Annotated in this window: 18 protein-coding genes and 1 pseudogene; 11 read left to right on the forward strand and 8 right to left on the reverse strand. The window is 73.8% G+C overall.

All coding sequences use genetic code 11. From position 1 onward, the window contains the following. The first annotated feature begins 305 nt into the window (after positions 1-305). The 4 genes from QMZ92_RS00920 (at position 306) to QMZ92_RS00935 (ending at position 2,196) form a co-directional block, all read left to right on the forward strand. Positions 306-650 (forward strand): hypothetical protein, encoded by a 345-nt coding sequence (locus QMZ92_RS00920; RefSeq protein ID WP_283295268.1) that lies wholly within the window; start codon positions 306-308, stop codon positions 648-650. 98 nt (positions 651-748) lie between these two features. Next, positions 749-913: a hypothetical protein gene (locus tag QMZ92_RS00925; protein ID WP_283295269.1), complete on the forward strand. Its 165-nt coding sequence runs from the start codon at positions 749-751 to the stop codon at positions 911-913. A gap of 139 nt (positions 914-1,052) precedes the next feature. Further along, on the forward strand, positions 1,053-1,511 hold the full coding sequence (locus QMZ92_RS00930) for a DUF3093 family protein (RefSeq protein ID WP_283295270.1): 459 nt from the start codon (positions 1,053-1,055) through the stop codon (positions 1,509-1,511). A 256-nt stretch (positions 1,512-1,767) separates the two neighbouring features. Beyond that, the gene (locus QMZ92_RS00935; protein WP_349307695.1) at positions 1,768-2,196 is read left to right on the forward strand and encodes a hypothetical protein; all 429 of its coding nucleotides are present in this window, start codon (positions 1,768-1,770) and stop codon (positions 2,194-2,196) included. Between the two features lie 66 nt (positions 2,197-2,262). Here QMZ92_RS00935 and QMZ92_RS00940 read toward each other — a convergent pair whose 3' ends face one another. After that, positions 2,263-3,108: a helix-turn-helix domain-containing protein gene (locus QMZ92_RS00940; protein WP_283295271.1), complete on the reverse strand. Its 846-nt coding sequence runs from the start codon at positions 3,106-3,108 to the stop codon at positions 2,263-2,265. Positions 3,109-3,156: 48 nt separating this feature from the next. Between QMZ92_RS00940 and QMZ92_RS00945 the strand changes: the two genes are divergently transcribed. The 3 genes from QMZ92_RS00945 to QMZ92_RS00955 all read left to right on the forward strand — a co-directional run bounded on the left by QMZ92_RS00945 (position 3,157) and on the right by QMZ92_RS00955 (position 5,644). Continuing rightward, positions 3,157-3,462, forward strand: coding sequence for a 4a-hydroxytetrahydrobiopterin dehydratase (locus tag QMZ92_RS00945; RefSeq protein WP_283295272.1), 306 nt, complete (start codon positions 3,157-3,159; stop codon positions 3,460-3,462). 62 nt (positions 3,463-3,524) lie between these two features. Then, entirely contained in the window at positions 3,525-4,259 is a 735-nt protein-coding gene (locus tag QMZ92_RS00950; protein WP_283295319.1) for a class I SAM-dependent methyltransferase, read from the forward strand. A 443-nt stretch (positions 4,260-4,702) separates the two neighbouring features. Beyond that, positions 4,703-5,644: a class I SAM-dependent methyltransferase gene (locus QMZ92_RS00955; RefSeq protein WP_283295273.1), complete on the forward strand. Its 942-nt coding sequence runs from the start codon at positions 4,703-4,705 to the stop codon at positions 5,642-5,644. A gap of 165 nt (positions 5,645-5,809) precedes the next feature. Here QMZ92_RS00955 and QMZ92_RS00960 read toward each other — a convergent pair whose 3' ends face one another. The 6 genes from QMZ92_RS00960 to QMZ92_RS00985 form a co-directional block, all read right to left on the reverse strand. Beyond that, positions 5,810-6,847, reverse strand: coding sequence for a YeiH family protein (locus tag QMZ92_RS00960; RefSeq protein WP_283295274.1), 1,038 nt, complete (start codon positions 6,845-6,847; stop codon positions 5,810-5,812). Continuing rightward, a complete protein-coding gene (locus QMZ92_RS00965; protein ID WP_283295275.1) occupies positions 6,844-7,410 on the reverse strand; it encodes a cysteine dioxygenase family protein in 567 nt (188 codons plus the stop codon). Before QMZ92_RS00965 ends, QMZ92_RS00960 begins: the two co-directional genes overlap by 4 nt. 128 nt (positions 7,411-7,538) lie before the next feature. Next, the gene (locus QMZ92_RS00970) at positions 7,539-8,444 is read right to left on the reverse strand and encodes a LysR family transcriptional regulator (RefSeq protein ID WP_283295276.1); all 906 of its coding nucleotides are present in this window, start codon (positions 8,442-8,444) and stop codon (positions 7,539-7,541) included. A gap of 269 nt (positions 8,445-8,713) precedes the next feature. Beyond that, positions 8,714-9,550, reverse strand: coding sequence for an aldo/keto reductase (locus QMZ92_RS00975; RefSeq protein WP_283295277.1), 837 nt, complete (start codon positions 9,548-9,550; stop codon positions 8,714-8,716). A gap of 305 nt (positions 9,551-9,855) precedes the next feature. Beyond that, positions 9,856-11,679 (reverse strand): AMP-dependent synthetase/ligase, encoded by a 1,824-nt coding sequence (locus QMZ92_RS00980; RefSeq protein ID WP_283295278.1) that lies wholly within the window; start codon positions 11,677-11,679, stop codon positions 9,856-9,858. A gap of 376 nt (positions 11,680-12,055) precedes the next feature. Continuing rightward, the gene (locus QMZ92_RS00985) at positions 12,056-12,952 is read right to left on the reverse strand and encodes a LysR substrate-binding domain-containing protein (protein WP_283295279.1); all 897 of its coding nucleotides are present in this window, start codon (positions 12,950-12,952) and stop codon (positions 12,056-12,058) included. 116 nt (positions 12,953-13,068) lie between these two features. On the opposite strand from QMZ92_RS00985, the gene QMZ92_RS00990 reads away from it, so the two are divergent. Next, on the forward strand, positions 13,069-14,097 hold the full coding sequence (locus QMZ92_RS00990) for a bile acid:sodium symporter family protein (RefSeq protein WP_283295280.1): 1,029 nt from the start codon (positions 13,069-13,071) through the stop codon (positions 14,095-14,097). A 59-nt stretch (positions 14,098-14,156) separates the two neighbouring features. Here the strand turns inward: QMZ92_RS00990 and fdhD are convergent, their stop codons facing one another. Further along, positions 14,157-14,996, reverse strand: coding sequence for a formate dehydrogenase accessory sulfurtransferase FdhD (gene fdhD / locus QMZ92_RS00995; protein ID WP_283295281.1), 840 nt, complete (start codon positions 14,994-14,996; stop codon positions 14,157-14,159). Between the two features lie 306 nt (positions 14,997-15,302). Here fdhD and QMZ92_RS01000 point away from each other — a divergent pair, with 306 nt between their 5' ends. The 3 genes and pseudogenes from QMZ92_RS01000 to QMZ92_RS01010 all read left to right on the forward strand — a co-directional run. After that, positions 15,303-15,731, forward strand: coding sequence for a VOC family protein (locus tag QMZ92_RS01000; RefSeq protein ID WP_283295282.1), 429 nt, complete (start codon positions 15,303-15,305; stop codon positions 15,729-15,731). 88 nt (positions 15,732-15,819) lie between these two features. Further along, positions 15,820-16,764, forward strand: coding sequence for a beta-ketoacyl-ACP synthase III (locus tag QMZ92_RS01005; RefSeq protein ID WP_283295283.1), 945 nt, complete (start codon positions 15,820-15,822; stop codon positions 16,762-16,764). Between the two features lie 71 nt (positions 16,765-16,835). After that, positions 16,836-17,501 (forward strand): annotated as a pseudogene (locus QMZ92_RS01010) (GntR family transcriptional regulator); the annotation flags it as partial. Positions 17,502-17,580: the final 79 nt, after the last annotated feature.

The following is a 17,580-nucleotide window of genomic DNA, read 5'->3' on the forward strand; positions in this document are numbered from 1 at the left end:
AGCTCGACGGTTGGACCCTGTTCGCGGCCGTCCGCGACGGAGTTCGCCGCGGTCGCCGCCGCCTCTCCCGCCGGCTCGTCGCGGGTTCCGGTGACGCCGCCGTCCACCAGGGCACGCTGTTCCTGGGTTCGCCGGAGTGGCCGTGTACGCGTGGATGTCGGCAGGGAACCGCCGGACGGTGCCGGACGCCGAGGATTCGGCCGGTCGGGCGTAGTCCGGCAGGTCCGATAGAGCGGATTCCGGGCACGGACGGCGCGGCGGGGCCGGTTCGGGGGCACAGCTGGCATGTCCAGGAGGTTGTGCCCGTGAACCGACCCGTGCGCTGTGCCGACCGTGTCGTGCTCGCCGTCCTGATGGCGCTCGTCGCCGTACTGGGGACCAGGGCGGGCGCCACGGCCGTCACCCCGCCCGGCGCCGATCGCCCGCCGGCCTCCGTACCCGCCGACCCGGCGGGAGAGGCACCGCAGGACACCTCCGTCACGGAACAGCCACCGCCCGCGCGGGCGGAGGGGCGGACCGCACGGGCCTGCGCGCCGACCGGGGACGGGACGGCAGGCGACGGGGCCCCCGGCCCGTATCCCCGCGGAGTCGCCGTCTCCGCGGCTCCGCCCCCGCCCCCGGCCACGAGGTCCGTGGTCCTGCGCTGCTGAGGACCGGTACGGGACCGGCGTCTCGTCGTGCCGTCTCCCGTAGGGACGTCCACCTTCATCCGCCATCCGAGCACCTCGTGAAGCGCAAGGAGACAGCCGTGCCCATCGACCCCCTCGCCGCCGTGAACGCCCTCATCCGCGCCGAGGTCGTCCGCACCGGTCCGGACGACCACCAGACCCACGGAGCGGCCGAACGAGAACCCGAACCCCCCGAGCCGTCCGAATCCAGGGGCCGTGACGCCGGGCCGCACGACGCCCACTGACCCCGCCGCGGCCGGGCACGCGGGCGCACCCGCCCCGCGCCCGGCTCCGGGGCCCGTCGGCGCACCCGGCCGTCCCGGCCACCCGGGCGCGGCCGTGCCCGGCGCGCCGAGCCGACGCGGGCATGGCACCATCGGCCGCATGACCGCCTATCAGGAGCGCCTCGCCGTACCGGTGCGCTGGTGGCTGCTGGCGGGCGCGGCCTGCGGCGCTGTCGCACTGGCCGTGGCCCCCCTCGGCACCGGCCCCGCGCTGGGCGCCGCCTCGGTCACTGCCGTGCTCCTGGCCGCGTGCCTCCTCGCGTACGGCGCCGCCCGCCTGCGCGTCCAGGACGGCGTGCTCATCACCGACGGCCTGGCCGTACGGGTCGAACGCCTCGGCTGGGCCGAGATCCTGGACGAGGACGAGGCGTTGGAATGGCGCACGTTCCGCGCCGGTCCGCACGACCGTTTCGCCCTGCGCGCGTACATCCCCACGGCGGTCCGGGTCGAGATCGCCGACCCCGGCCTCCCGTACCGCTATCTGTACGTGTCCACCCGGCACCCCGTGCGGGTGGTGCGGGCCATCAACGCCGCGAAAGCGGAACAGACGCCGGTCTGAGCCCCCGATGTCAAGGGCGGTGGCTCAGACCGGCTCCCGGCTCCCGGCGCCGCGACGTCGGTCGACCGTCCGCCGTTCGGTCACCGCGTGCCGGCGCGCATCAGCGCCCTCCGGCCCGGGCGGATCCCCGTCCTCGGCAGCCGGTCGGTGAGGCGGCGCATCCCCGTGCCGTAGCGGGAAGCAGGCCCGCCGGCCCCCTGCCGGCCGCCCGCCATGACCTCCGGGGTAATCGACCCCGTACCGCCGCCCCGGCATCGTGAAGGCACCGGGTCCCGGGCGGCGCACTCCTCCCGGGCCCCGTACCCGACGTTCTGCCACGACCTCGGCGGAGGCTGATCCGCCGTGCCCCGAACCCTGCTCGCCGGCCTCTCCCGCACCGCCGACCCGCGGGGGGACGCTGCGCCGGTTCCTCGCCCTCGACGCCGTCGTCACGGGTCTCAACGGAGCGGCCCACCTCGCCGCCCCGGACCCCCTCGGACGGCTGCTCGGCATCGACGGGTCCCTTCTCGCGGAGCTGGGCGCCCTGCTCGTCGCCGTCGCCGCGGGCATCGGCTTCCTGGCCTCACGTCCGGAGCCGCCCGCAGCCGCAGTCAAGCTCGTCGTCGACGTCAACGCGGCCTGGGCGCTGCTCAGCCTCGGCGCGGTCGTGCTCTGGCTGGAGCCCACGACCGCGGGCGCCGTCTGACTCCGGCCCAGGCGCTGACCGTCGCCGGCTTCGCCGGCCTGCAGTGGGCGGCGCTGCGCGCCACGGCTACGGCGTGAGGGACTGAAGGTACGTCACCGTCGCGGGGTCGGCCGGGAGCAGCGTCTCGATGGCCAGCTCCGCGACGGTCACGTCCATCGGCGTGTTGAACGTCGAGATCGACGAGACGAACGACAGCACCCTGCCGTCGTGCTCGATCCGCAGTGGCAGCGCGAGGTACGCATGGGGCGCGCCGTCCTGCGAGCACTCCCCGCCGGCCCCGTCCTCCGCCCTGTCCCGCGCCGGGGTCTCGGCGCCGCTTCCCACGAGCGGATACGCGGCGGCCTCCTCGTACAGCTCCCGCAGGGCCTGCGAGCGGACCAGGGCGATCTGGTGTTCCATCCGGGCCAGCAGATGGCCGCGCCACTCGCGCAGATTTCGGATCCGGGGGGCGAGTCCCTCCGGGTGCAGGGTGATCCGCATCGCGTTCACCGGGGGCGCGAGCAGGTGCTCCGGTAGGCCCTCCAGCAGCATCGCGATGCCACGGTTCGCGGCCATGACCGTGTACGTGCCGTCGACCACGAGTGCCGGATACGGTTCGTAGCCCCGCAGCAGCCGCTCCACGCCGGCCCGCAGGGAGTCCATCGCCGGGTCGTCGAGCGGCGTCTGCGCGAACCGCGGCGCGTAACCGGCCGCCAGCAGCAGCGCGTTCCGGTCCCGCACCGGCACGTCCAACTGCTCCGCCAGCCGCAGGACCATCCCCTCACTGGGCCGCGACCTGCCCGTTTCGACGAAGCTGAGGTGACGGGCGGAGGAACCGGCACGCAGCGCCAGCTCCAGCTGGCTCAGCCTGCGCCGCTCACGCCAGCCGCGCAGTAGTGGTCCTACTCCCGTGTCGGGCGCGACAGTTGTCATGAGGGAACCGTAACGTCGCCGACAGACACTTCCGGAGGGAGCTCGCCCATGCCCACAGAGCCGCTGTCCCAGAAGGAGATCGAGGACCGGCTGCGCGAACTGCCAGGCTGGTCCCAGGAAGGCGACCGGATCGCCCGCACCTACCGGCTCGGCAGTCACTTCGCCGCCACCGCGCTGGTCGTCCACATCGCCCAGATCCAGGAGGAGCTGAACCACCACTCCGATCTGCTCCTCGGGTACAACACGGTCAACCTCACGGTGAACACGCACGCCGCCGGTGGCGCGATCACCGAACGCGACTTCGAGCTCGCCCATCGGGTCGAGGGCGCCGCCCCCGGTCACGGTGCGAGCTGACCGTGCTGCACGACGACGAGCCGCGCGACACGGCCGGATCCCCCGGCGCCGGCCGCGACGCGCTGCTCGACCACGACGTGGAGGCGGCCCTGTACGACGCCGTGCGTGGCGGGGTGCACCGGGCGGCCGCGGCCGCCGCGGCCGTGCTCTCCCTCGTCCCCCACCCGGCCCGGTCGCTCCTCGACGTCGGCTGCGGCACCGGCCTCGTGACCGAACGGCTCGCCCGGCCCGGACTGCGGCTGCTGGGCGCGGACTCCGCGCCCGGCATGGTCAGGGCCGCCGCCGGCCGGATCCCGCGCGTCGTCCTCGCGGACGCGCGCCGGCTGCCGCTGCCCGACGCGTCCGTGGACGCGGTCAGCTCGGTGTGGCTGCTGCATCTCGTGCGTGACGCCCGGGCGGTGGTGGCGGAGGCCGCACGGGTACTGCGCCCCGGCGGGGTGTTCGTCACCACCGTGGACATGGACGCGGCACACGGCCCCGGCGACGACATCGAGGCCGTGCTCGCTCCGCACCGGGCGGCCGCACCGCACGACCGGGCCGAGCGGATCGAGGCGTTCGGCGCGGCGCACGGCCTCGCCCCGGCCGGGGAGACCCGCTTCACCGGGCACGGCCAGGGCAGATCGCCCCGGCGCACCGCCCAGGCGTTGCTCCGGGGCGAGTACGCCTCCCGGCTGACGGCCCGCGGTCCGGTCGCCGAGAAGCTCGCTGCCGAACTCCGCGCGCTGCCCGCACCGGACGAACACCGCCCCGAGCCGCGCTATCGCGTCATCGCCCTGCGCCGCGCCGTCGACCCCTGAGCGCGCCGCGCACCCGGACCGCTCAGCCCGGGGCACCGCTCTCCGACCGCCCCAGGCCGGGTCGCCGCCCCCGCCGACCGGGTGCTTCGCCGGGTGGGCCCGCCGCCCGACCGCCTCGCCGCGGCCCCGGTGGGCGCCGCGGCAACGGGCGCGCCGCGTGGCCCGTGCCGGATGCCGGCGGTACTCCGCTCGGTCGGCACACGCCCGGGGCACACCGGCCGGGGCCTCGTCGGTCCACCCGCGGTCCGTGCCGACGTCCTGCACGCCGTGCTCGAGCACCGCACCCTCTGCCAACCCGGACACGAACAGACAGCCTGACCAAGCCCACAGACCTTGACCGAACAGACAGAAGCCCCCCGCGCCGGTGCCGCGATCCCCGCACCGTTTTGCCGAAATGGCAAGAAGACTCGCCAGGGCGGCTCCTCCGCGCGCACCCTGACGCCATGAGCCCTCACGACCACGAAACCCCCGCCGGCCACGGGTCCGCCGGCCACGGGCCCGTCGGCCACGCGCACCACGGCCACGGCGACGGCCACGACACGACGCACATCGACTGGGAGGAGTTCGCCGCGCTGCTCGAACGCGAGGCCGCACTGAACCTCCCGCTGTACGAGCAGGTCGCACACTGGGTACGGGACATGCTCCCCGCCGGTTCGGTGCGCCGCGTCCTCGACGTCGGAAGCGGCCCCGGAGCGGTCAGCGTTCTGCTGGCCGAGGTCTTCCCGCAGGCGGAGGTGGTCGCCGTCGACGCCACCCCCGGCCTTCTCGAGCTGGCCCGGGCCCGCGCCGACCGCGCCGGCCTCGGCGACCGATTCGGCACGAGTGTCGCCGAACTCCCCGACGGCATCGCCGAGCTGGGGCCGGCGGATCTCGTCTGGGCGAGCGGTTCCCTGCACCACGTCGGCGACCAGCGTGCCGCCCTCACCGGACTCGCCGGTCTGCTCCGGCCGGGCGGGCTGCTCGCGCTCCTCGAGGGCGGACTGCCGGCACGCCATCTGCCGCGTGACATCGGCATCGGACGGCCCGGCCTGGAGAGCCGCATCGAGGCCGCCGCGGCCACCTGGTTCGCCGACATGCGCGCCGCCCTGCCCGGCGCGAAGCCGGAAATCGAGAACTGGCGTGCCCTGCTCGCCGCCGCCGGGCTCACGCCCGCCGTGACCCGTTCCTTCCTCCTCGACCTGCCGGCTCCGGTGACCGACGCCGTGCGCGAGGGGTTGGTCTCCGGCCTCTCGTGGCAGCGCAAGGCCCTGGAGGGGCGGCTGGACGCCGACGACGCCGCAGTGCTGGACCGGCTGCTGGACGCGGACGACGAGGAGGGCCTGATGCGCCGCCCGGACTGCTTCATGCTGGCGGCCCGCACCGTGCACACGGCCCGGCGCGGATAGCTGCCGGGGGACGGGCACGGGGGCGGCCGGGCACCGGGTGACCCTTTCGGAACCGGCGCGGGCAGGGACCCGGGCGGTTCCGGTACCGGGCGGCCGGCCCACCGGGGCGCACGGAGCCGCCGGCCGGGGCGGGGGCGCGGCGGCGTTCCGGGAGCGGCCACGGGGTCAGGCGGTGAGCAGCACCCCCGCGTACGCCGTCGTCGCGATCAGCACCCAGGCGGTCAGCCCGAGCAGGGCGACCCTCGGGCCGGTGCGGGACAGGGACGGCAGATGCACCGCGCTGCCGAGGCCGAACAGCGCGGCGGCCAGCAGCAGTTCCTGGAGCGCAGCGGCCGTGGACAGGACCTGCGCGGGCAGCAGGCCGGTGCTGCGCAGGGCCACCATGGCGAGGAATCCCACGACGAACAGCGGGACGAGCGGCGGCCTCCCGGATCCGGGGCCGCCCCGGCCCCGGTGGCGGGCCGCGACGACGAGCACGGCGACCAGTGGGGCCAGCAGTGCCACCCGCAGGAGTTTCACCAGGACGGCCTCGCCCAGCGCCGCCGGCCCGGCCGTCCCGGCGGTGGCCACCACCTGGCCCACGTCGTGGACGCCGGCACCCACCCACCGCCCGAACTCGGCGTCGGTGAGTCCCAGCGGTCCGTGCAGCAGGGGCAGGACGGCGATGGCGAGGGTGCCACAGAGCGTCACGAGCGCGACGGACGTGACCATGTCCTCGTCGTCGCTGTCGTGCACGGAGCCCACAGCCCCGATCGCGGAGGCCCCGCAGATGGAGTAGCCCGCGGCGATCAGCAGCGGCTGGTCGCCCGGCAGCCCCATTCGCCGCCCGAGCCACCACGTGCCGCAGAAGCTGGCAGCCACCACGGCCGGCACCATCGCCACCGTCGCCCATCCCAGCCCCAGCACGTCCGCCAGGCCCAGCTTGAGCCCGAGCAGGACGATCCCGGCGCGCATCAGGCGTTTCGCGGCCAGTGTCAGGCCCCCACGGCAGCGGCCACGGACCTGCGTGGACAGCCACGGAGTGTGTGCGGCGGCGGCGCCCAGGACGACGGCCGCGGTGAGCATCGGCAGAGCGGGCACGGCCCGGTGTGCCAGCCATGCCGCCGCCACTCCGGCGGCGGCGAGCGCCAGCCCCGGCACCGGCCCGGTGGGCCGCTCCCGGGGGGTGACGCGCCGGGCGCGGGGGCCCGTGAGGGCCGTCACCGGTCGGCTGGCAGGTCGTAGACGCGCCGAATGCTGGTGCCGAGGCGGGCGATGTCGGCGCCGTACACATGCAGGGAAAGGGCCGGACCCGTCCCGGAGTTGCGGACGAGATGGATGTCGCCGGGCGGGGCGAACGCGGCGACCGTCCCGGCCGGGTTGACCACATCCCCGGTGGCGACGAGCCGGGCGCTCGTGCCGTGCGGAACCAGCCGGTAGCGCCGCTCGTGCTCCTCGCCCCGGTGGACCCCCGTCACGCACCACGACACATGGTCGTGGACGGGCGTGCACTGTCCGGGCAGCCAGACCAGGGCGACCACGGAGAAGCTGCCGTCGCGCTCGGCGTGCAGCACGTGCTGGCGGTAGTGCCGCGGGTCGCCCTCGCACTGCTCCGCCGTGAGGAGGTCGGGCCGGCCGAGGTGCGGCAGTAGCCTCTCCGCCACCATGTAGGCCGTGGGTTCGGGAGGGAGGCCGCGGTTCACGGTCTCCCGTATCTCCGTCACCAGGGAGCGGAGCCGGGCGGTCGTGGCGGGAGGGGCGACGGTGGCCGGGTTCGCAGTCGTCATGCCCGCAGCGTCCGCCCGGCCGTCCGGAGACGTCCAGGAGCGATCGCTTGCAGGGTCCTCAACTTCCGCTTATGGATGGAGAGAAGGGGTCCGGCCGCGGGGCGGGCACCGGGCGGCGTCCCGGCGGCTCAGCAGCCGGTCTTGCGCTCGGCCACCGCGACGAGACGGTCCAGCACCAGCGCGGTGGCGGGGATGCGCAGTTGCTCCCGCAGCGCGTACGCGCCGACCCGGCGGCGGGTGTGCGGTTCCACGATCCTTCCCGTCACCTTGGAGTGGCAGAGGAACGAGAGCACGAGCTGCGGGACCACGGCGATGCCCACACCCGACGCCACGAGGCTCTGCAACACCAGGTTGTCGTCCGTGGTGCAGGCGATGTCGGGTGCGAACCCCTCCTCGGCGCAGGCGTGCAGGAAGTTGGCGCGACAGCGCAGGCAGCCCGCTATCCACCGTTCGCAGGCGAGGTCCGCCAGCCGTACGGCCCGCCGCCTGGCCAGTGGGTGGCCGGTGGGCAGCAGCACCGTCAGAGGGTCTTCCAGCAGCGGCACTTCGGCCAGCTCCTCGGGGACCTCGGCGGTGTGGCCGGGGTAGCTGAAGGCCAGGGCGATGTCGCAGTCGCCGCGGGCCACCAGCCGCAGGGACTCAGGAGGCTCGCTCTCGGTCAACTCGATGCGGATGCCGGGGTGTTCGGCCGCGATGGCGGCCATGGTCTCCGGGATGAGGGTCGCACAGGCGCTGGGGAACGCGCACACCCGCACGCGTCCCGAGCGCAGTCGGGCGATGGCGTCGATCTGCTGTTGTGCCGCCGAGAGGCTGTCGAGGATCGTCCCGGCGTGCCGGGTCAGCGCCTCCCCGGCCTCGGTGAGCCTGATGCCGCGCCCGACCCGGGTGAACAGGGGGGTGCCGATATCCCGCTCCAGCGCCTTCATCTGCTGGCTGACCGCGGGCTGGGTGTAGCCGAGCGAACGGGCAGCTGCCGAGTAGGAGCCAGTCCTGACCACCTCATGGAAAGTCCTGATGTACCGGGAATCGAACACGGCAGAAGCATAAGCAGAATTTGGGTGGCCGCAGGTGACGAATGCCGGTCGTCCGTGGCGGGTTCGGGCCCGCGGGGTGGCCGCGCGTCCATGCCCGCGGGCGAACGGGGCGCGCCGGACGGGACGCGCCGGACGGGACGCGCCGGACGGGCATTCCCACGGCACCGGGACGCCCCCCGCCCTGACGGTCGTTGCCTGGACGTCGGAGGAACGGGCGTGGCGCGGCCCCCTCCGTGGCGGCCGCGCCGGCTCCGGTGCGCGCCGGTGCGTCAGGCGCCCATGCTGAACGTCGCCGGGTCGGGTCCGAGGCGCCGGCCCTCGTCGAGGGCGGCGAACGCCGCGAGGTCGTCGTCGTCCAGCTCGAAGCCGAAGACGTCGATGTTCTCCCGGATCCGCGACGGCGTCACGGACTTGGGGATCACGACGTTCCCGAGCTGCAGATGCCAGCGGAGCACGACCTGCGCCGGGGTTCTTCCGTGCTTCTGGGCGACCGCGACGATCGTGGGGACCTCCAGCAGTCCGCGGCCCGAGCCCAGCGGCGACCACGCTTCGGTGGCGATGCCGTGCTTGGCGTGGAAGGCCCGTGACTCGGCCTGCTGGAACTGCGGGTGCAACTCGATCTGGTTCACGGCCGGGACGACGGAGGTCTCGCCGAGCAGCCGTTCCAGGTGCTCGGGACGGAAGTTGGAGACACCGACGGCCCGGGCGCGGCCCTCGGCGAGGATGGTCTCGAACGCCTTGTACGTGTCCACGTACGCGTTCTTGGACGGCACCGGCCAGTGGATCAGGTACAGGTCCACGTAGTCGAGGCCGAGCCGGGAGAGGGAGGCGTCGAAGGCGCGGAGCGTCGAGTCGCGGCCCTGGTCGGCGTTCCAGAGCTTGGTGGTGACGAACAGTTCCTCGCGGGGGATCCCGGAGGCCGCGACGGCCTTGCCGGTACCCTTCTCGTTCTCGTAGACGGCAGCCGTGTCGATGCTGCGGTAACCGGCCTCCAGGGCCGCGCCGACGGCCTTCGCCGCCTCGTCGTCCGGCACCTGCCACACGCCGTAGCCGAGCTGCGGCATGGCGACGCCGTTGTTGAGGGTGATGGAGGGGACCTTGCTCACGAGCGGTCGATCCTTACGTCGGTCGGTGTCTTGCTGCCATGGTCAACGATCATTCGGGCGGACGCATTCCCGAGGGACCTCCGGCGTTCCGGGCAGCCCCTCGCAGCGGGACCGGTCCAAACCATCGACCGGAGATCCACCTGCCGCGACCCTAATGCACATCGCTGAACGTGGTGCATGAATGTGAACGCCGCGCTCGATCCGTCCCCTTGTGACCGGATGACCCGGGGCAGGCACCGTCGGGCACCCCCGAGCATGCAGGCCCTTCCCCCCCCCGCCACGGACGTCCTCGTGCCCGGCGCGTCTCAGCGGTACAGCGCGTCCACCTCGGTCGCGTACGCCGTCTCGATCGCCTTGCGCTTCAGCTTCAGCGACGGCGTCAGCAGCCCGTGCTCCTCGCTGAACGGATGCGCCAGTATCCGGAAGGTGCGGATGGACTCGGCCTGCGACACGAGCGTGTTGGCCGCCACCACCGCCCGCCGGATCTCCGTTTCCAGGTCCGGGTCGCGCACCAGGTCCGCCGGTTTCATCGGCGGCCGGCTGCGCATCGCCAGCCAGTGCTCGACGGCCTCGTGGTCCACGGTGACCAGCGCCGCGATGTAGGGGCGGTCGTTTCCGACGACGATGCACTGGGCCACCAGCGGGTGCGCCCGCACTCGCTCCTCCAGGCCGATCGGCGACACGCTCTTGCCGCCGGACGTCACCAGGATCTCCTTCTTCCGCCCGGTGATCGTCAGATAGCCGTCCTCGTCCAGGGCCCCGAGATCCCCGGTGGCCAGCCAGCCGTCCTTGAGGACGGCGTCCGTGGCCTTGGGGTCGTTGAGGTAGCCGGAGAAGACCTGCGGTCCGTGCAACCACACCTCGCCGTCCTCGGCGATGTGCACCGTCGTGCCGGGGATCGGCTGCCCGACCGTGCCGTACTTGGTGCGCTCGGGGGGGTTCGCGGTGGCCGCGGCGGAGGACTCCGTCAGGCCGAAGCCCTCGAAGACGGTGACTCCGGCGCCCGCGAAGAACAGTCCGAGGCCGCGGTTCATGGCCGAGCCGCCGGACATCGCGTGCCGCACCCGGCCGCCCATGGCCTCGCGGACCTTGGCGTAGACGACCTTCTCGAAGAACTGGTGCCGCAGGCGCAGGCTCGCCGACGGCCCGGGGCCGAGGCCGAACGCGCGGTGCTCCACGGCCTCCGCGTACCGCACCGCCACGTCGACGGCCTTGTCGAACGGTCCGGCCCTGCCCGCTGCCTCCGCCCTGCGCCGCGCGGCGTTGAAGACCTTCTCGAAGATGTACGGGACGGCCAGGATGAACGTCGGCCGGAACGAGGCGAGGTCGGCGATCAGGGCGGTGGCCTGGAGCACCGGCTGGTGGCCCAGCTTGACCCGCCCCAGGATCGCCGCGACCTCCACCATCCGGCCGAAGACGTGTGCGAGCGGAAGGAAGAGGAGCGTCGAGGCCTCGTCTCCCGGCTCGGAGTGGAACACGGGCTCCCAGCGGCCGACGAGCGTCTCGGTCTCGTACATGAAGTTGGCGTGCGTGAGCACGCACCCCTTGGGCCGGCCGGTGGTGCCGGAGGTGTAGATCACCGTGGCGATGGACTCCGGGGTCACGGCCCTGCGGTGCCGGTGCACCACGTCGTCGTCGATGTGCGCGCCCGCCGTGAAGAGTTCGTCGACGGCCCCCTTGTCGAGCTGCCACAGCCGCTTGAGGTGCGGCAGACGGTCGATGACCGAGCCGACCGTCATGGCGTGGTCCTCGTGCTCGACCATGCAGGCCGAGACCTCGGCGTCGTGCATCATCCACAGGACCTGTTCGGCGGACGAGGTGGGGTAGACCGGTACGGACTGGGCGCCCACCGCCCACAGTGCGAAGTCGAACAGCGTCCACTCGTACCGGGTGCGGCACATGATCGCGACGCGGTCACCGAACCTCACCCCGTGGGCGAGCAGCCCCTTGGCCAGCGCGAGCACCTCGTCACGGAACTCGGCGGACGTCACGTCGTGCCATGCGCCGTCGTCGTCCTTGCGGCCGAGGGCCACCCGGCCCGGGTCGGTCCGGGCGTGGTCGAACACGGCATCCGCCAGCCCGCCGACAGGGGGTGCCGTCGCCAAGGGGGGAACCGTGAACTCACGCATTGACCTGCTCCTTGTGGCGCTCCGCACAGCGCCGGTGACGGTACCCCACCGGGCGTTCGCGCGGGAGAGCCTTGAGCAACTCGGTACATTCCGCATCGACGCTGGTCAGCCGCATGGATTCGGCCAACCTCGTTGTGGCCGCGCCGTGTTCTGACCGAAGAGTAAGTGACGCTCGCGCGAATCTGCACCGAATCTGTACGCGGTAAGCACGCCCCGGTCTGCCTTCCGTGTCCGGTTTGGGGGTCCGCGGATGGGGTTCGGAGGTTCCCGCCCGGTGCCGGTGCCGGGCGCCGGGTGCCGGGCGCCGGGTGCCGGGCGCCGGGTGCCGGCGGTGGCTGCCGGCCGTCCCGGGCCTGCCCGGCGACAGGGTCCCGGGTCAGCGCGTGCCGTCCGCCGGGTGGTGCAGCCGGTCGACGCCGGCGAGGATCGCGGCGGCGAGCGCGTCCGCAGCCTCCCGGGTTCCGTGGCGTGCGCCGGCCCGGTGGCCGTGCAGCAGGACGAAGTCCACGCCCCCCAGCTCCGGCAGTCCCGCACGGGCCGGGACCGGGGCCAGACCGGGCGGGATCAGCCCGCGCGTATGGGCCATCACGCCCAGCCCCGCACGCGCCGCCGCGACCAGGCCGCTCAGGCTCCCGCTCGTGCAGGCGATGCGCCACGCCCGGCCGTGCGCCTCCAGCACCTCCAGCGCCCGGGCCCGGGTGATGCCGGGCGGCGGGAACACGATCAGCGGCACCGGACGCTCCGGGTCCAGCCGCAGCTGAGGCGCGCCGATCCAGGTCAGCGCGTCCTGCCATACCAGGTCGCCGTGGGTGCCGCCGGTGCGGCGCTTGGCGAGGACCAGGTCGAGTCGGCCCGCCCCCAGCTGCTCGTGCAGCGTGCCGGACAGCTCGACGGTCAGTTCCAGGTCGACCTCGGGATGGTCGCGGCGGAACGACTCCAGGATCTCGGGGAGGCGCGTCAGTACGAAGTCCTCGGAGGCGCCGAAGCGGAGCCGGCCCCGCAGCCGGGTGCCCGTGAAGAAGGCGGCCGCCCGTTCGTGCGCCTCCAGGATGGTCCGGGCGAAGCCCAGCATCGCCTCGCCGTCCTCGGTGAGCTCCACGCTGTGGGTGTCCCGGGTGAACAGTTGCCGCCCCGCCGCCTCCTCGAGCCGGCGCACGTGCTGGCTGACGGTCGACTGCCGCACGCCCAGCCGGCGCGCCGCCCGGGTGAAGCTCAGGGTTTGCGCCACGGCGAGGAACGTCCGCAGCAGGCCGGGGTCGTACACGCCCCCCATGCTAGCCGCTCATCGCGAAACGTGATGACAGTCAGAGCGGTATACGGGATTCCCGATCGCCCGGGTGGTGTGGACCATGGAGAGGGCGTGATCCGTACCGAGAGCAAGTGGAGCACATGAGCCGCCGCACCTCCCTCCGGTCGCCGTACCGGCTGCCGGTCGATCCGTACGTGCTCATGCTGCTCGGCACCGTGCTCCTCGCGGCGCTGCTCCCCGCCTCCGGAACCGCGGCCACCGTCGCGGGCGGGGCCTCCACCGGGGCCGTCGCCCTGCTCTTCTTCCTCTACGGAGCCCGGCTGTCGGCCAGGGAGGCCCTGGAAGGGCTGCGGCACTGGCGGCTCCACGCGACGGTGCTGGCCGCCACCTTCGTCGTCTTCCCGCTGCTGGGCCTCGCCGCGGGCGGTCTCGTCCCCGCGGTGCTGACCCCGTCGCTCCACGACGGGCTGCTCTTCCTGTGCCTGGTGCCGTCGACGATCCAGTCCTCCATCGCCTTCACCTCGATGGCCCGCGGCAACGTCCCCGCGGCGATCTGCGCGGGGTCCTTCTCCAGCCTCGCCGGAATCGTGCTCACCCCGCTGCTGGCCGCTCTGCTGCTCGACAGCGGCGCCGGCGGCCTCTCGGCGGACGGGCTGCTGAGGATCGTGCTCCAGCTGCTGGTGCCGTTCCTGGCGGGGCAGTTGCTGCGCCGCCGGATCGCGGGCCTCCTCGCGCGCCGGCGCCGGCTCCTGGGCATCGTCGACCGCGGCTCGATCCTGCTGGTCGTCTACACCGCGTTCAGCCAGGGCATGGTCTCCGGCATCTGGCACCAGGTCACCCCGGTGCGGCTGGGCGCGCTGCTGCTCGTCGAGGCGGTGCTCCTCGCGGTGATGCTCACACTCACCTGGTACGGGCCGAAGCGCCTCGGCTTCGGCCGCGCGGACCGGGTCGCCATCCAGTTCGCCGGCTCCGAGAAGAGCCTGGCCGCGGGGCTTCCGATGGCGAGCGTCCTCTTCGGCGCACAGGCAAGCCTGGCCGTGCTGCCGCTGATGCTGTTCCACCAGGCGCAGCTGATGGTCTGCGCGGTCATCGCCCGGCGGCGGGCGGCGGACCCGCTGCCGGAGGAGGCCGCGACCGGGCCCGGTCCGGGGCGGGTCTCCGCGCGCTGAGCCCCGTCCCGCGGACAAGCCCCCGGCCGGCCTGGGGCGCTCCCCGGGGGCCGGTTCCGTCACACCCCCGAGTGAAGGGCGATGCGTTCCGCGCCCGCGTACACGTTCATGTCCGGCCCGCGCAGGAAGCCGACCAGGGTCAGCCCGGTCTCCGTCGCCAGGTCGACGGCCAGCGAGGACGGTGCGGAGACCGCCGCGAGCACCGGAATCCCCGCCATGACCGCCTTCTGCGCCAGCTCGAACGACGCCCTGCCCGACACCAGCAGGATCACCCGCGACAGCGGCAGCAGGTCCTCACGCACCGCGCGGCCGATCAGCTTGTCCACGGCGTTGTGCCGGCCGACGTCCTCGCGGACGTCGAGCAGTTCGCCCTCCTCGGAGAAGAGCGCGGCGGCGTGCAGGCCCCCGGTCCGGTCGAAGACACGTTGCGCCGCTCGCAGCCGGTCGGGGAGGACGGAGAGCAGTCCGGGCTCGATCCGGACGGGGGGAGCGTCGGCGACGGGGAACCGGGCGATGGTGCGCACCGCGTCGAGGCTGGCCTTGCCGCACAGCCCGCACGAGGACGTGGTGTAGACGTTGCGTTCGAGCGTGATGTCGGGGACGGGGACGCCGGGCGAGAGCTGTACGTCGACGACGTTGTAGGTGTTGGTGCCGTCGTCCTCGGCACCGGCGCAGTACACGATCGACCGCAGTTCCGAGGCGGAGCCGATCACGCCCTCGCTGACCAGAAAGCCGGCCGCGAGGGCGAAGTCGTCGCCCGGGGTGCGCATGGTGATCGCCAGCGGGCGGCCGTTCAGCCGGATCTCCAGTGGTTCCTCGGCGACGAGGGTGTCCGGCCGGGTGGTCACCGCCCCGTTCCTGATCCGGATGGTGCGGCGGCGCTCGGTGACCCGTCCCATGGTGATCAGTCCCGACTCTGTGCGTTGGAGCGTGCGCGGTGCGCCGCGCGGTCTCGTGCGGGTGCGCGAGGCGTTCGGCGACGATCTCATTGTCCTGCACGGTCCGCCGCGTCCGGCACGGGCGGTGGCCGCCCGTGCCTGACTCATGCCGTCGCCGTCGCCGTCGCCGTCGCCGTCGCCGTCGCCGTCGCCGTCGCCGTCGCGCAGGCGTGTGGCAGCGTGGCAGCGTGGACGGCGACATNGCAGGCGTGTGGCAGCGTGGCAGCGTGGACGGCGACATCCCTCGTCCGACGACAGGAGCCGGTGATGGCCGGGGAGATCTCGTTCTTCGAACTCGGCGTCGAGGACCCCAGGAAGGCCCGCACCTTCTACGGCGGCCTCTTCGGCTGGACCTTCGAGGACGTGCCGGGCGGCACCGGCTTCGCGGTCACCACGCCCACCGTCCCCGGCGGGGTGCACGGAGCCGACGCCGAAGCCGTGCCGTACGTCTTCTTCAAGGTCGACGACCTGGCGTCGGCGCTCGAACGGATCGTCGAGCTTGGCGGCACGGTCGAGGGCCCCGACGCCGAGGCGGCGGACAGCGTCACGCGCTTCGGCCGCTTCCGGTTCTGCCGCGACGACCAGGGCTCGCCCTTCGGGATCCACGAACCGCCCGGGCGCCGAGCACGCAGCACGGGATCCGCGCCGGCCGCGGGGCGCCGCCGACTGGGCGGAGCCTCCAACCCGCGCGGGTGAATCCTGTCGGTTCGGCCGCCCCCCTACCCGCCGGTCGCTGACGAGACTGGATGGTTCCTGACCTCGACACAAAGGGGGTGCCCGGGCAATGACCGGCACTCGTATCGCCGCGCTCGGGCACCACCGGCCCGCCCGGGTACTCACCAACGAGGACCTGGCGCGGACGGTCGACACCAGCGACGAATGGATCACCAGCCGGGTCGGCATCAGGACGCGCCACATCGCGGGCCCCGAAGAGCCGGTGGACGAACTCGCCGCCCACGCCGCCGCGAAGGCCCTCGCCGCCGCCGGGCTCGCCCCCGCCGACATCGACCTCGTCCTCGTCGCCACCTCGACCGCGACCGACCGCTCCCCGAACACCGCGGCCCGCGTCGCCGCCAGGCTCGGGATGGGTTCCCCGGCGGTCATGGACCTCAACGTCGTCTGCGCCGGCTTCACCCACGCCCTCGCCACCGCCGACCACGCGATCCGGGCCGGCTCCGCCGTCCGGGCCCTCGTCATCGGCGCCGACAAGATGTCCGCCGTCACCGACTGGACCGACCGCACCACCTGCGTCCTCGTCGGCGACGGGGCCGGCGCCGCGGTGGTGGAGGCCTGTGACGAGAGCGAAGCGGGCATCGGTCCCGTGCTGTGGGGCTCGGTCCCCGGGATGGGGCACGCGGTGCGGATCGAGGGCACTCCGCCCCGCTTCGCGCAGGAGGGCCAGTCCGTCTACCGCTGGGCCACCACCCAGCTCCCGCCGATCGCCCGCCGGGTCTGCGAACGGGCCTCGGTGGCGCCCGAGGACCTCGCCGCCGTCGTACTGCACCAGGCCAACCTGCGGATCATCGAGCCCGTCGCCGAGCGGATCGGCGCGGTGAACGCCGTCGTGGCCCGTGACGTCGTCGAGTCAGGCAACACCTCGGCCGCCTCGATCCCGATGGCCCTGGCCCGGCTGCTCGAACGCGGCGACATCCCTTCGGGAGCGCCCGCGCTCCTCTTCGGGTTCGGCGGAAACCTGTCGTACGCGGGCCAGGTCGTCCGCTGCCCCTGAGAGACCCGCTCGGTAGACCGTAGACGATAGCCAATCGCCGTCCCGCAGCGCCGAGGACCGAGGGGAGGCCGATGTCGTCCGCAGGACTGCCGCGGGGAACCGTGCCCCGGCTGGAGCGGCCGGGCCCGCTGCGCGAGGGGGTGTACGAGGCACTGCTCGAGCTCATCGTCACCCGCGTACCGGAGCCCGGCCGGCATCTCGTCGAGAGCGAGCTCGCGGGTCACCTGGGGGTGTCGCGCCAGCCCGTACGGGAGGCACTGCAGCGGCTCAACGCCGAGGGACGGGTCGACCTGCGCCCCGCCCAGGGGGGGGCGTTCGTCCACGAGCCCGCCGAGGAGGAGGCCGACCAGCTGCTGTCGGTCCGTACGCTGCTGGAGGCCGAGGCCGCCCGGCTGGCCGCCGCGAACGCGGGGACGTCCGGCGTCACCGCGCTGGAGGAGCTCTGCGACCGGGGCGAGCGGGCGGTGGCGGCCGGCGACCTGGACTTGGCGGTCGCCGCCGCCTTCCACGCCAAGGTGATGGAGCTCGCCGGCAACGCGGTGCTCGCCGAACTGGCCGGCCGGGTCGACCGGCGCGTGCGCTGGTACCGCACCCCCGTCGCCTGGCAGCGCGGCGAGCAGTCGTGGATCGAGCACCGCGAACTGATCGCGGCAGTCTCGGCACGCGACGAGCACCGGGCGACCGAGGTCATGCGCGCCCACACGGAACGCACCCGCCGCACCCATCACGAGCGCGAGCCCTGCACCCGCCGTACCCACCACGAGCGCGAGCCCCGAAGCCGGAGACCGATGCGCGAGGGTGAGGACCGGCGGCCGG

The sequence above is a fragment of the Streptomyces sp. HNM0645 genome, assembly GCF_030056615.1.
Taxonomy (GTDB): domain Bacteria; phylum Actinomycetota; class Actinomycetes; order Streptomycetales; family Streptomycetaceae; genus Streptomyces; species Streptomyces marianii.